General features: G+C 62.2%; 12 protein-coding genes, 1 tRNA gene and 2 pseudogenes. 5 read left to right on the forward strand and 10 right to left on the reverse strand.

All coding sequences use genetic code 11. The annotated features are described in order from the left end of the window. The first annotated feature begins 77 nt into the window (after positions 1-77). The 5 genes from EJ070_RS02710 to EJ070_RS02730 all read left to right on the forward strand — a co-directional run bounded on the left by EJ070_RS02710 (position 78) and on the right by EJ070_RS02730 (position 4,021). Positions 78-560, forward strand: a complete 483-nt coding sequence (locus EJ070_RS02710; RefSeq protein WP_126037961.1) for a helix-turn-helix domain-containing protein — start codon at positions 78-80, stop codon at positions 558-560. Positions 561-566: 6 nt separating this feature from the next. Then, positions 567-674, forward strand: a tRNA-OTHER gene (locus EJ070_RS02715). Between the two features lie 109 nt (positions 675-783). Then, positions 784-1,227 carry a hypothetical protein gene (locus EJ070_RS02720; RefSeq protein ID WP_091600259.1) on the forward strand — a complete coding sequence of 148 codons (444 nt, stop codon included), beginning with the start codon at positions 784-786 and terminating at the stop codon, positions 1,225-1,227. 237 nt (positions 1,228-1,464) lie between these two features. Then, positions 1,465-3,099: a hypothetical protein gene (locus tag EJ070_RS02725; protein WP_091600258.1), complete on the forward strand. Its 1,635-nt coding sequence runs from the start codon at positions 1,465-1,467 to the stop codon at positions 3,097-3,099. Positions 3,100-3,310: 211 nt separating this feature from the next. After that, on the forward strand, positions 3,311-4,021 hold the full coding sequence (locus tag EJ070_RS02730; RefSeq protein WP_091600257.1) for a YfbU family protein: 711 nt from the start codon (positions 3,311-3,313) through the stop codon (positions 4,019-4,021). A 51-nt stretch (positions 4,022-4,072) separates the two neighbouring features. On the opposite strand, the gene qatD is transcribed toward EJ070_RS02730, so the two are convergent. The 10 genes and pseudogenes from qatD to EJ070_RS36925 form a co-directional block, all read right to left on the reverse strand. After that, positions 4,073-4,831: a Qat anti-phage system TatD family nuclease QatD gene (gene qatD, locus EJ070_RS02735; protein WP_126089957.1), complete on the reverse strand. Its 759-nt coding sequence runs from the start codon at positions 4,829-4,831 to the stop codon at positions 4,073-4,075. A 2-nt stretch (positions 4,832-4,833) separates the two neighbouring features. Continuing rightward, positions 4,834-6,204, reverse strand: coding sequence for a Qat anti-phage system QueC-like protein QatC (gene qatC / locus EJ070_RS02740; RefSeq protein WP_091600255.1), 1,371 nt, complete (start codon positions 6,202-6,204; stop codon positions 4,834-4,836). Continuing rightward, a complete protein-coding gene (gene qatB / locus EJ070_RS37595) occupies positions 6,201-7,103 on the reverse strand; it encodes a Qat anti-phage system associated protein QatB (protein ID WP_348639583.1) in 903 nt (300 codons plus the stop codon). Before qatB ends, qatC begins: the two co-directional genes overlap by 4 nt. A gap of 1 nt (position 7,104) precedes the next feature. Further along, positions 7,105-8,994, reverse strand: a complete 1,890-nt coding sequence (qatA, locus tag EJ070_RS02750) for a Qat anti-phage system ATPase QatA (RefSeq protein ID WP_091600253.1) — start codon at positions 8,992-8,994, stop codon at positions 7,105-7,107. A gap of 698 nt (positions 8,995-9,692) precedes the next feature. Next, positions 9,693-10,385: an SMC-Scp complex subunit ScpB gene (locus tag EJ070_RS02755; RefSeq protein ID WP_091600266.1), complete on the reverse strand. Its 693-nt coding sequence runs from the start codon at positions 10,383-10,385 to the stop codon at positions 9,693-9,695. Between the two features lie 5 nt (positions 10,386-10,390). Then, positions 10,391-10,492, reverse strand: coding sequence for a DUF1403 family protein (locus tag EJ070_RS37600; protein WP_329608780.1), 102 nt, complete (start codon positions 10,490-10,492; stop codon positions 10,391-10,393). A gap of 34 nt (positions 10,493-10,526) precedes the next feature. Continuing rightward, complete coding sequence (locus tag EJ070_RS02760) at positions 10,527-11,378, reverse strand: DUF1403 family protein (RefSeq protein ID WP_348639584.1); 852 nt, start codon at positions 11,376-11,378, stop codon at positions 10,527-10,529. Between the two features lie 287 nt (positions 11,379-11,665). Continuing rightward, positions 11,666-12,013, reverse strand: a pseudogene (locus EJ070_RS02765) (IS21 family transposase); the annotation flags it as partial. A 133-nt stretch (positions 12,014-12,146) separates the two neighbouring features. After that, a complete protein-coding gene (locus tag EJ070_RS36920) occupies positions 12,147-12,287 on the reverse strand; it encodes a hypothetical protein (RefSeq protein WP_236473399.1) in 141 nt (46 codons plus the stop codon). A 27-nt stretch (positions 12,288-12,314) separates the two neighbouring features. Beyond that, positions 12,315-12,452: pseudogene (locus EJ070_RS36925) on the reverse strand (hypothetical protein); the annotation flags it as partial. Positions 12,453-12,513: the final 61 nt, after the last annotated feature.

The following is a 12,513-nucleotide window of genomic DNA, read 5'->3' on the forward strand; positions in this document are numbered from 1 at the left end:
CAGAACCGTCCCCAATGCCCTTGCGTCATCACGGGAAACCACCATATCTAGGCGCAGTTCATCACAGGGAGCCTCAGATGGCCCAGCCAGAAACCGCCAAGGCAGACGTCGACAAGCTACGCACCAACGAGAAGAAGTGGACCAAGGCACTCATGGCCACGGGCTGGAGCGCTTTCCCCAACATCATCATCGAGAAGCAGCAGGCTCTCGGCCTCGATGCGCTCGACATGAACATCATCATCCACCTGGTCCAGTACTGGTGGCTGCCCGACAACCTTCCCCACCCCTCGGTCGAAACCATCGCCAAGGCGATCGGGGTGACGCCCCGCACCATTCAGAAACGCATTGCCGCCCTCGAGGCCCTTAAACTTCTTGGCCGGGAGGAACGGCGCAACACGCCCAATGGCAGCATGACGAACCGCTATCATTTCGATGGCCTGATCGAGGCCGCCAAGCCGTTTGCGCTGGAAAAGGCCGCCGAGATCAAGAAGGCGGCCGAGGAGAGATCGAACCGGTTGAAGCGTAAGAAGCCGCAGCTGGTCGTGGACAACGATGCATAGGCAGATCGTGGCGTAGCTCAGAGGATAGAGCGCCTCGCTTTCGACCTGGGTGGTGCGTGACACCGCTATCTAGGGGCGAGGAGGTCCCAGGTTCAAGTCCTGCCGTCACGTCCAAGGCCCACCGGGAGTCGTGCCATGCACGGAGAATCTCAATCGAACGGCGTCATATCGGTCGGGGGCACTTCGACTTGAGACTCCAGAACACCAAAATCAACTGGACTGCATGATCCCAGAATCGGAAGGCGCCACCCCGTTCGGTATTTTCCTGCTCGCCGACTCCTTTTTGCAGGCCGCGAAGGCCGTTGATGCCGGTCGCCGCGGTCTGACGTCGGGACCGACCAGGTTGCTTTGCTACCATGCGTGCGAACTCTTCCTGAAATGCTACCTCCGCAGCGCGGGCCGAGACATTGAGGCTTTGCGGGCCTTGGGGCACAATCTGCACGAGATGGCTGTGGCCGCTCAAGGTTCAGGCCTGGTCCTGCCTGCCAGAACTGTCAGCCAAGCCAAAACTCTGGCCGACAAGAACGATTATGTGCGTGTGCGCTATATGGTGGTTGAAAAGCCCGGAGACATCCGACCGGAAGTTCTGCTGGCGATGACTGAAAGCATCCGAGAGAGCGTCAGGCTGGCGCTCGGCATGGATCCGCTCGGCAACCCACACCCTTAAGCGCGCCGCCCCAGCGAACTATTCTTTTCGTCAGGCCCCGCTTTTTTCGGTGTCTCGCCCACGAAGACGCCCGGTCGGTCCATGCGAAGGAGTACGGCGCAAGGGAATACGCCGATTGGCGCCTCCGGACTGACGAATTCCAGGCCGACCTGCACCGCCGTGGCGTGCCGTCAGGCCGATCGCCTGGTAGCCCGGCGTTTGTCCGCTTCCGTAGGCAATCTCTGCTACAGTTCTCCCATGTCCCTGTTCTCCCATCTCGATCCGTATCTGCTCAACCCAGCCAACGATCCACTGGTGTTCGACGCCACGCTGGCAGGCCACGGGAGCTACACGACGGAACATTTCGTCTTGCGCCTCAGTCCCCGCGCCCATGAGCTTGTCGACGCGCTCACCCAGCGCGACACCGAGGGTCATGACGCAGCCGAACTGTACCAAGCCTACTCGACCTATCTGCACGAAACCGTGCATTGGTGGCAGCACATGGGGTCCACTGCGGGACTCATCCTCAGCCTGGCGTACCCGGCGCAAATCTATGGCAGCATGACGTCTCTTCAGACCTTTGCGCGGGGCGCCGGCGTCGCCAAACCTGTAAAGGCTTGGGCGCACAGGGCGATGCTCGACGGTCGGACGCACTCTGATCCGGTGCTCGCCGCCGCCAATATTGCCGTCAACAACGCGCTCGACATCAAGTTCTACAAGCAACTTGCCTGGTCGCCGAAGTCGATCCTCTCGCTGGAGCAAACGCCCTATTTTCAGAGCGTCGGGCACAGCTACCTCAAAACCTATGGTGAGATCGTCCACGCGATCAACGGGTCCTGTGACTTCGCGGAAGGGCAATTTCCCGACCCCGGTCGCTGGGATGCACAATTCCTCAAACTTCAACTCAGCCGGATTGAAGGCTTCCATCGCGGTGCGCGCCCACCTTACGCCGACATCGGCATCCAGCAGATATTCGAAGGCCAGGCCCGCTTTTGCCAAATTCAGTATTTGGCATCGTCAGGCGGTCCCGAGCTGCTTCAGACGTATCGCGAGCAAGGCTACTTTGCGCCCGTCTATGTCGACTCGTTTGAACTGTTCCTGGTGCTTACTGGGACAGAATGGCCCGAACGGTATGACAGCCCGATCGTCGGCCTGTTTCTGCTGATCTGCGATCTGGCAATCAACCCGACGAGGGGGTTTCCGCTCGACATCGAGTTCTTCGAGGACTTTATCCGCGACGTTGATCCTGGCGCGCGCTTCACAAGACTTTGCCTGGCCGCAGCCGAAACCCCCGAGCTCGCCCAGGCGGTGCAAAATTTCTCCGCTCAGGAGTATGAGCACGTCGCGGCGCGACTGAGCGAGCGATGCGGATACGATGATCCGCGGACGGGACTTGCTGCCGTGGTCGGGCTGCTCGGCGACAAGGGCCCTGTCGATGCCCTGATGGAGGAGCATCGTACGTTCAACTATGCCGGTGTGAACATGCCTGTCCGGGTCCTGGTCTCGCACTTCATCGCTTTTTGCCGAGACAAGCAGCGCAGTCCCGAATTTTTCTGTTGGCCGGGCATCTGGATGGCGGGAGACAACTTCAACCCTGAGGCCGGATCGCTGTTCGTCACCCATCTGTCCCTCTTCCAGGACAGAGGTGACACCGAGCAGATCTTTCCTCGCGCCGTGCGCGGCCGGAGCCCCGAAAACATCAAGAAACTGGTCAACACCTTCTTTGGCGGAATGCTCGTGTTCGATCTCGCCCTGCAATGGGTCCTCGAGCCGGGACCTTTCCGCTACGATTTCAAATGGCTTACCGGGAAATCCGAAAATGCTGCACTGATCGCCTTGGCGAGCGACAGTTCGCGCAGTACTACGGCCCGGATCCTGACACCTGCACTCTGATCGACTCGCCTGTTCCCTGAGGGTCCCGACGAGCGCCTAGCCACATGCCGGAGGTGCAGGCACCGGCCGGCATGCCAGCCGTGGGGGGTGTGACGCGCCCCCGTCCTGACCCAAGTAACGACATGCGAGATGGCGATGCTTGCCTTTCACCGTGTCTTACGTACAATGTCCGTACGATATGGATTCGGTACGGACTTGATTGGAGGTAGAAATGGTGAAAACCGAGCGATTCGAGCTCAGGCTCGATGAAAGCACGATTGACCGGATCGATGCTTGGCGGGGAGAGCAGCGTGACCTCCCTTCGCGGGCAGAGGCCATCCGCACCTTGGTGTATACTGGGCTTGAGGCTGGTCGGCGCAAGGCCTTCCGGCCGACCAGCTCTGAAAAACTGATCATGTGGATGCTAGCCGAAGTCCTGCGCCAGCATAAAGGCTACGAGGACATGAAGTCAGTCGAGTTGATTCAGAGCGCCATCTACGGAGGCCATTTCTGGGGCCTGGAATGGGAAATGTCGGGCATCTTTCACGATGAGGTCGACGACCCCGAGGCGCTCGACTTCGTGGTCGACACGATGGCGATGTGGCGAGCCATTGAATGGGGATATGAGAAGCTCAGTCCCGAAGACAGGCAGCGCGTCGAGGACCAGGTGAAGTACTGGGGGAAAAACCCCAAGTTTGACGGCTTCGACGGGAACGAAGAGGGACGCTACATGTCGATGGCCAAATTCATGGTCGAAAAGCTCGGGCGCTTTGAGGAGTTCAGGGACAGATCCCTGAACGCTCACGCCAACACGGTGTCGACTTATCGCGAGATGCTGCAGAAATATGCCGAAATCGAGGCCCGCCGCGGTTCGCCGGCATACAGGCGTGCCGGCCAGTTGCTCAACGCCGACGAGCTCATCGAGCTCCTCAAGCTCCGGTAGCGAATGGTGCAGAGTCGCTGGCCACGATAAGCTCGGGTCGGCGTGGAATCGTCAGTTTGCGGACCGTTCCAAAACTGCCTTTAGATTATTCAAAATGGCGCGCCGCATCTCCTCGGCGCCCAGGCCCACAACGTCGCCAAGCATGCGAACGGCCTCGTCCACGCCGCCCGGCGTGACGGGGGAACCATCTACCTCCACGAAGGGACCATCCGTCTCCGTGAGCAGCCGGTCGAGCGGCAAGGTCCCGAGGAGAGCCACTGACCGCTCGGACCTGAACATGGCCTGGTTGACGGAAAAATAGCACCCGAGAGCCGCAGCCCGCCGCGCGTCTGCGACCGATCCGCTGAACCAGTGCAGCACCACCTTGCCACTGCCCTTGGGAAGCAGCTCCTCGATGTGGTCGAGAACCTTCGACGCCGTGCGGACGCTATGCACGGAGAGGATCTTGTCCCCCGCCCTCTGGCAGGAGGTTAGAATACGCCTGAAGACGTCGACTTGACGATCGATCGAGCGGTAGTGTGCGGGGCTCGCATCGAGACCGACTTCGCCGACATACCTCGTCTCGGGCAACAGCGCCTCGAACAGGGGCAGTTCGGTCCAGCGCTGCTCGGCAAGATGCGGGTGAATGCCGAGCCCAATGCGCACAAACTCGGCGCCCTTTGCAAGGTTCATGTTCTGCCTGAACGCCTTCGGCGTCGTCGTCACCGCGAGCGTCGCCACCTTAGCCTCTTCGCAGGCTCTTATAGCCGCGGCCGGATCTGGATACAGGTCCAGGTGACTGTGGAAATCGACGAGGCGTGGTGCAGACATGCTCAGCTAGGCTTCGCCCTGACGGGTTCGAGGAAATGGGCCACTTCCTGCATCCCTCGCACGAAGACGTCAACATAGTCGTCAATCTCGGACGGCTCGTCGGTCAGCGGACCGGGGATGCGCGCGAGGGCCTTTGCGGCCCGCGGATTCCGCCGTAACCGCTCCGCCATCAGCTGAAACGACCTCACATGTTCGCCCTCGGCCTCGAGCGTATCGAGACGACGCGCCGCCAAATCCTTCACCACATAGGGTGTCGTATCCGACTCGTTCGCGTCCAGGCCGGCTGCCAGGGATGCTCTGCGGATCAGACAGGGGACGCACGTTCCGCAGTGCTGCGGTGGCAGGCCTCTGTAGCGGGCTTTCGCCGGCGAGGAACACGACATCGACGAGGGAATGGCCCGTCGCAACAGCGCCGGATCCTCGCAATCCCTGACCATCTGACCCTTGGTCACGTGGCGATAGGGGTTTTCCAGACGCCGGGCGATGCCAAGCCCCCGCATCAACTCGTTGAAGCGCGCCATGTAGAATGGGTGAGTGGTGCGGGTGCTGAGCGAACCGAGGCGGAGCGGGTCGAGGGGTACGTTGAGGCCGATCAGGCCGTTCTCGGGCACGCGGACCGGGGCGTCAGACGTCAGCCCCGAAGCCGCCAAAATGGCCAACGCGAAAAACAGGAAGGATCTCCCCCTCTGGCTGTTTTCCACCTCGCCGGTGTCGACATGGTTGCGGTCGAAGCCGAGGCGCGCCCGCAGGGACAACGGCTCGTTTGTTTTGTAATTCTTGCGCAGCAAGTCCAGCAGCAACGTCTGCGCCTTGCTCGTCTCCGAATCCCAGTAATGGCTCACCAGAAGCGGCTTCCCGCCCCCGGCCAGGAAATCCAACGCCCCGACGAGACTGTCCAGACCGCCGGAGAACAGACACACTTCGTCCGGCTCGGCGAGGCCCAGCGACGGCCGCGCCGTTGCGATCGTCGCAAAGGGTGCGGGCCGTGCCCTGAACACGATACGCCAATGGTCGCCCGTCAAGAACCTGAGAGTGCGGGCGAGCAACGCTCCCTGCGCCGCCCACAAGTCAGGCTCACGCACCGGCACCACTAGGTCCAGCTCCCGGGTCCAGCCGTCCTGTGCATTCGCGGAGCGCGAGACGCGGGTGTCGGCCGCGTTGACCATGGCGGCGACGATGACGAGGTCGATCGCGGTTTCCGTCCGCCGGAGACCGAGGTCGGCCAACGTCTGCAGCGCGTTGCCGATGCCGTAATCGAGCCGCTTGTTCGCGGCCACGAACTGGACCGTCACCGGCGTCGCGTCCGGCTGGACGACCGGCACGGCCCCGTTATCCGCCGCACCCAGGCGGCCGACAAACACGAAACGTCTCATGCGCTATCCCCCAGGATGCGGATCAGTTCGAAGGACTGCTCGTAGATGGCCTGGACGAAGGCCTCGACGCCCGCGTAGGGAACTGACGCCAGCGTGCCGCCCGCAGCCGCGAAGCGATCGCGGACGGTGCCCTGGATGAAGTCGTGCAGCGTCCTCTGAATGATCTCGACCGCGGCAACGTCGGTCGGGAGCCGTATGGACCTGCCCCCGATCTCGTTGAACAGCTTGGTCTCGATCGAGCGTGCGAGCGCACCGGTGAACACGGCGTCCAGCACGTCGGGCGTGGCGCCATCGAAAGGCAGATCTCCCGCCGCGCCGAGCTCGCCCACGGTCTCGAGCATCGCGTTCCTCGCAATGGCCTCATCAATCGTCCCGCCGTCAGGGCACAGGAGGTCCGTGAGGGCGAGGAAGACGTCGGCTATCGGGGCGCCGACGAGGCTCTGCAGGTTGAAGAACCGCAGAGCCGCAGCCGGGCCGTTCTGCGCCACCTGACCCAACAGCTGTCCCAGGCCAGTCATCACCCTGCGGGACGGCGCCATGGCACGGGCAGCGTTGCGTGCACCGCCCATGGCTCTGACGTACTTGCCGGCGGCGCGCCTCAGGTCCCTGCCGCCACCCCCGCGCGAGCGGGCCGCACGGGAGAAATCCGAGCGAGCGGAGCCGAGTGGCTTGCCCGCCGCCGGTGACGCCAGCGGGGGCAGCGGCTGTGGCACGGGAACCGGGTTCGGCGGTGTGCCCGACGGGGCAGGAACCGGAGTTGCTCCGGGCTGCCCCGGCGGGGCGGGCACGGGAAGCGGTGTCGGAAGGGGCGGGGCCGACGGGGTCGACGCGGCGACGTCGTCCACCCAGGTTGGGAGCAGCGCCCGGGGGGAACTGGGCTTGGTGCCGGAGGTTCCCATGTTACTTTCTCTTCGACTTCGGGTTCAGCTGCAGCGACGCGACGACGCTCAGTGGCTTGTTCGAGGTCTGCGTTGCCCACTCTCCCACGAGCTCGGCGAACTCTTGCGCCTGCGGACCCTCAACCGCCACACCCCAGCCGCTAACCACCCACCCGCCGATCTTGCTCACCGGCAGTCGTCCGAGGAATGCAACCAGCGGTTCGCGCAGTTCCGGCCGGTCTCCGCAAAGGCGCGCCAGACCCTCGGCCGCCGGCGGCCGTTTGCCGAGATCTTCGGTCTGATCAATCTTCGTCACGAGGCCCTGGAACACCCGGTTGGCATCTTCGGGCGTGAGCGCAGCCACCTCGGCCTTCGTCACCTGCGTGACGCCGAGAGTCGACGTCGCCAGCCGCTCGATCATGGCTTCCACGGGGCCGCCGGCGACACCGATGCCGGCGGACGTCCTGCGGTCGCGGCTGACAAACACGTAGGGCCGCAGGTCGATGCCGTTCAGCGGCGGGGTGATCGCCGCCCAGCGCTTGACCCACTCGATGTTGGGCCAGTCGGCCATGGGATCATCATCGGCGTCCTTGCCACCCTTCGAGGTCACCTTCCGCTCGAGGATCGAGATGGTCTTGGAGCCGTCAGCGGACGCGTCGCGGGCGATCGCGTTGAACAGTTCCGGGGCGAATCGCTCCGCCAACATCAGCTTGGCCAAGACGGATTGCTTGATATCGTCCTGGAAGCCGCGCTCGCTGGCGATCTCGACGCGCAGGGCCATGGTGTTGACGAAGCGTTTGATCTGCCGGGGATTGCCGTGGGCGCCCTCGGTTAGGATCGGCGTAATCTCCGCCGCAAGCTGCAGGGCGGCATCCAGATCGGAGGGTATGGACCCCAGCCTCGCCTTGATTTTGTCTCGGTCGAAGCCGGTGCCCAGCCAGGGCCGCTGCAAGGCCTTGCGCGCCACCTCGAGCAGGCTCTTGAACTCCACCGAACTGTCGCTGACGCCGGAGGCCAGATAGAGCAGCAAGGTGAGATAGACCAAGGTCTCCGACGCGCCAAGTGCCGGCATGCGGAACGGAACCTGGATCAGTTTTTCCAAGTAGTTGCGCGCGTAGCTTGTAGGCCCCGCCGCCGCCGGGAGATCGGGAAAGTGGTTGCGCACGGCATATTCAATCATGCCCTCGTCAGCGGCGATGACGAACGCCGCGTTCGGCACGAACAAGAACAGGCGGATAGCCTCCAGCGTGGCGATCGCCGTCTGCGGGAGGCATCGATCGAGGTCGTCGATCAAGACGATCAGCCGGTCGACCTTGGCGCGCTCCAGCAGCTCCTCGAAGTCTTCGCGAAAGGCGTGCATCCGTTGCGGCGTCGTCTCGGAAGGTGCGGCCTCCTTAAAATGCTCCGCCGCACCGTCCATGACCTTGTTGAACACGTCGCCGGTCAGGTAGGCCTTGGGATCGCTAATCACCTTGCCCGCGATCGAACCAATCCCCTGGATCAGGTCCGGACCGGGGATCCCGGTCGCCATGGTGAACGCCAGGCTGCCTGCGGTGCGGGCGGCCTTCATCCAGTTGACGGCCTTCAGGACGTCCCAGGCCTTGTCCGCCACCTTGGCGATCCCGGACCTCTCCTTGAGGAGGGCTGCGACGATCGTCTCGATCAGCACCGCCTTCGCGTCGTCGTATCCCTCAAACAGCCAGCCGTTGAACCGGACACACAGGGTGTCTGTCTGTCCCTTGAATGCCGACTCAATCATCAGCAGCGTGCTGGATTTGCCCGCTCCCCAGTCGCCGTGCAACCCGATCGTCAACGGTTCCTTCGACTTCTGCCTGATCAGCTTGACGACCGTTTTAGCGACCGTCTCGTAATACAGGTAGTCGATGGCGGTTTCATTATCCGCGATAATCACGAAATCCCCTCCCCCAAACCCTGGGTATCCTTGCCGTTATAACAGAGTTCAGAATTGCAATCTGTCTCTCGCAATAACCCCCAAAGCACTGAGAGACATGCGCAACCCGCTATTTCGGTCGGCTCAGCAATTAGAAGCGCCGTCTCATGATTTGTCTAGGATTTTTCTTGGGATGATTTGCTTATCCAGGGTCCGTCCGGCGGCTTAAATAGCACTCTCGATGGATACAACTTCACACCAGGCAGCGCGCCTGCGAGTGACCCATCATTCACCGCCACCGGCGTTTTTGGCTCTCCAGAACGGCTCGCGCCGATCAGCGGAGCAAAACCCCATCGATGTGGATGTTCCGTACAATCTTGACCCAGCCGGGGTTCATGCGAACACCGCTGCCGAGATGCGAACGTAGGAAATCCGCCACCTCATCCAAACTGGAGAGGTGGGCTGGATGCACGTTAGATCCAAAGTGATGGCAGGCAAAGTAGCCATCAGAACCGGGCTCGGCCCACGCGGTTACCAAACCGCCAATGACACGTTCAATACGAGCTACAGGCATATTTCCCCCCACCATTTTCTAGGCAACGCCCCACGCCCGACAGCGTCTCCTCACGTCATCTCGCGAACCCCGGTCGTAGATCCTGTTGAGGACGCCGCGAACTGCGGCCACCGGCCAGGCAGCGTATTATTCATCAGTGCCGACGCTAAGCATGCTCTTCCTCGTCGTTGTATAATCCTGGCATGATATCACCTGCGAGTAGCTTCTCCTTCGAGAGCAGTCCAGCGTCCTCGAGGGCTTCGAAATCCGGCAGGTCGCGCAGCGTGTCGAGCCCGAACTCCAGCAGGAATTCTTTTGTCGTCACATAGGTGTAGGGCGCGCCCGGCGTTGGGCTGCGCGGACCGGAAGCGATCAGGCCGGCACCGCGCAGATGACCAATAAAATCGCGACTGATCTCGTTGCCGAAGAAAGACGACAGTTCGGCGCGGGTGATCGGCTGGAAGTAGCCGATGCACATCAGCACCAAAACCTCCGACTGCGTAAGGTCGGCCGTCTTCCCACTTCCACCTACAGCAGCACGGATGGCGTCTGCATAGGCAGGCCGGGTCAAATGTTTCCAGCCGCCGGCGACCGAAACCAGATCGTAAGGGCGGCCGCGCAGCTCCTCGCGGATGTCGTCGATGAGAAGATCAATGCTGCAGCTTTTCCCGACGATGCGGGCGAGCATTTCGCGGTCGACCGGCTCGCTAGCGGCGAAGATCGTTGCTTCGACCCGGTGCATCCATTCACGCCAACGCGCTTCCGGCGGCAGATGATCCAGTTCCCGGTCAAACAGCTGGTCAGCTGATCGACGGTCATCTGGCCGGCTCCCTCCTCGCCTACGTGCACTCTCCGCCATTGTCTTCACAGCCCGTAGATGCGGAAGGTAGCGCGGCCGGACAATTCACGCACGGCACCGAGCTCGACCAGCCGGTCGAACAGGCGGCGCAGGCCGCGATCGCTCATGCCGGCGCTTTGTTCTGAGGCGACGATCGCGTCGTCAGAGAGCAGCTTTTTCCACGACGACGTCCGCCGCCTTGGCCCTGAGTTTCGGCGCAACCGCAAGCAGCCGGTCCGCCCGGCGCTCAAGTTCGGCGAAAAGATCAATGGCGCGCAGCGCAGCGCGCGCCTGCGCGGCCAGCAGGCTTTTGGCCCAATCGGCTTCCGTTTCGGCGCCGGCAGCCAGAGCGGCAGTCACTGGTCGACGCGCCCGGCACGTACCCACAACTAAGGTCGCTTTGGCGCCCAACAAAGGGATTGCATGTGTCCAGCCTAGCCGCTGCGCGAGCAAGACATCGGCAAGCCAGGCTCCGAGAACGCGCCGGAGGCCGTAACGCTCCGCGGCCGCGAAGGCCCCGACCAGCGTTTCGACCGTGCCGGTGTTGGCGGCAAGCTGTCGCAGATCGTCCGTCAGATCGCTGACCGCCTCATCGTTGAGCGTGAGACCTAGATCTTCCAGCACCGCCGCGACATTTTTCTCCGTTAGCAGATCGTCCGCTGGCCGAGATGCCAGCCGCCGCCAAGCAAGAAAGAAAAGGCCGGCGGGACCGACATTGCCGCCCGGTCTTGTGAGCAATACGGCATCGCGCAAGGCCGCTTCGTCCTCGACGCGCCCTGCCTGCCGTGCCGTGACCGCAGCCGCCGAAAGCGCCAGGCGCTGCCGCCAGGCGCCGGCCCACCGCTCCTGCCGGCGGACCACCGCATCGAGCGCGCCGATGGCGGCGCCGGCCGTGACTGCAATGTCCTCGATGCCTTGTCCCGCAACCGTTTGGGTGTCGAGGGCGGCCCCGCGCAACCCAGGTCGGCACCGTTGCCATCGGTGCGATCGAAGAGGCGCCGCCAAGCACGCCACGGCGAGACAGAGAGGGGTTGGGTCGCAGAATCATCGCAAGCACGATGAGTCATGACGGCGCTTTTAGCAATCTATTTGCGCAGAAAGCGCTGTGCTTGTCGGCATCATAAAACGAATGATAATGTTGCCTTATCAGTCGTTTAACTCTTCACGAGTTCGTCCCTGCTAACAAGTAAGTCTCGACAGGGCACCTTTTTGCGCAGCCGGACGAAATTCCGTTCGGTCATGTCACGAAACGCTCGGCCCGCTCCTCTGCCGGCCGATGGTCAACGAAATCCCCTCCCCTAGCTGCGGTTGATCTCGGGGTCGTAGAAGCTGGCGCTGCTGACGCCCGACTTCAGATTGTCGGGAACGATCAGCCGGGGAACGCCTCCGAAGAAACGAAACATCCGGACATGCGAGCCGATCCAGTCCGGGAGCGTTTGCGTCCAAGTTGCCTCCGCAAAGGTGAAGCTGGATGCGCCGAGCACTGCCACGAAGATCTCTGCCTCGCGGATCTCACCGGTCTTGCGATCAACAATCGGGATCTTCTTGCCGGAATAGTCGACGAAGACCTTGTCGCCGGCCGCATGCTCCTGGCGCATCATCGGCGAAAGCCGCTGCTCGAAACTGCGAAAGAGTTCGCAGAAGCGGCTAATATGTTCGGCATAACACTTCACCTGTTATGTTGCGGCCAAATTTATGTTGCGTCTCCGGGGGATGAGCCAAGGATGTCAGTGATTTCCTTGGCCCAAGCCGCCACATAAGAAGAACGGCGATGGTAGTTCGCTACAGGGCTTTCAGGAATGCCATTAATGACGGCAGAGATCGCTGCCGTGGGGGCTCTTTCAAGCCGCTGACTTCAACCTTGGCCAACGCCTTTGCCTTCATTTCCAGATCAACCTCGGCGTAGATGTGCGTGGTGTCCAACGACACATGGCCGAGCCAGGCGCGGATCGTGTCGATATCGACGCCGGCACGCAGGAGGTGGACGGCTGTCGTGTGACGAATCGTATGGGGCTGACGCGCTTCGTGGCCACGGCCTGACGCGCTTCGTGGCCACGGTCGGCACGGTTTTTCTCGCCATGGCGGCATATTGCGTCACGACGCGGTGTATTCCGAACCGTGTCAAAGGTTCCTTCATCCGCCCCAGAAA

This window comes from Mesorhizobium sp. M1E.F.Ca.ET.045.02.1.1 (assembly GCF_003952485.1).
Taxonomy (GTDB): Bacteria; Pseudomonadota; Alphaproteobacteria; order Rhizobiales; family Rhizobiaceae; genus Mesorhizobium.

What these genes read in the sequence shown, in the direction of transcription:
- qatB (WP_348639583.1), bottom strand. Translation starts at nt 7,103, where the DNA reads ATGGGAACCTCCGGCACCAAGCCCAGTTCCCCCCGGGCGCTGCTCCCA.
- EJ070_RS02720 (WP_091600259.1), top strand. Translation starts at nt 784, where the DNA reads ATGATCCCAGAATCGGAAGGCGCCACCCCGTTCGGTATTTTCCTGCTC.
- EJ070_RS37600 (WP_329608780.1), bottom strand. Translation starts at nt 10,492, where the DNA reads ATGAGCGATCGCGGCCTGCGCCGCCTGTTCGACCGGCTGGTCGAGCTC.
- EJ070_RS02755 (WP_091600266.1), bottom strand. Translation starts at nt 10,385, where the DNA reads ATGGCGGAGAGTGCACGTAGGCGAGGAGGGAGCCGGCCAGATGACCGT.
- EJ070_RS02730 (WP_091600257.1), top strand. Translation starts at nt 3,311, where the DNA reads ATGGTGAAAACCGAGCGATTCGAGCTCAGGCTCGATGAAAGCACGATT.
- EJ070_RS02710 (WP_126037961.1), top strand. Translation starts at nt 78, where the DNA reads ATGGCCCAGCCAGAAACCGCCAAGGCAGACGTCGACAAGCTACGCACC.
- qatC (WP_091600255.1), bottom strand. Translation starts at nt 6,204, where the DNA reads ATGAGACGTTTCGTGTTTGTCGGCCGCCTGGGTGCGGCGGATAACGGG.
- qatD (WP_126089957.1), bottom strand. Translation starts at nt 4,831, where the DNA reads ATGTCTGCACCACGCCTCGTCGATTTCCACAGTCACCTGGACCTGTAT.
- EJ070_RS02725 (WP_091600258.1), top strand. Translation starts at nt 1,465, where the DNA reads ATGTCCCTGTTCTCCCATCTCGATCCGTATCTGCTCAACCCAGCCAAC.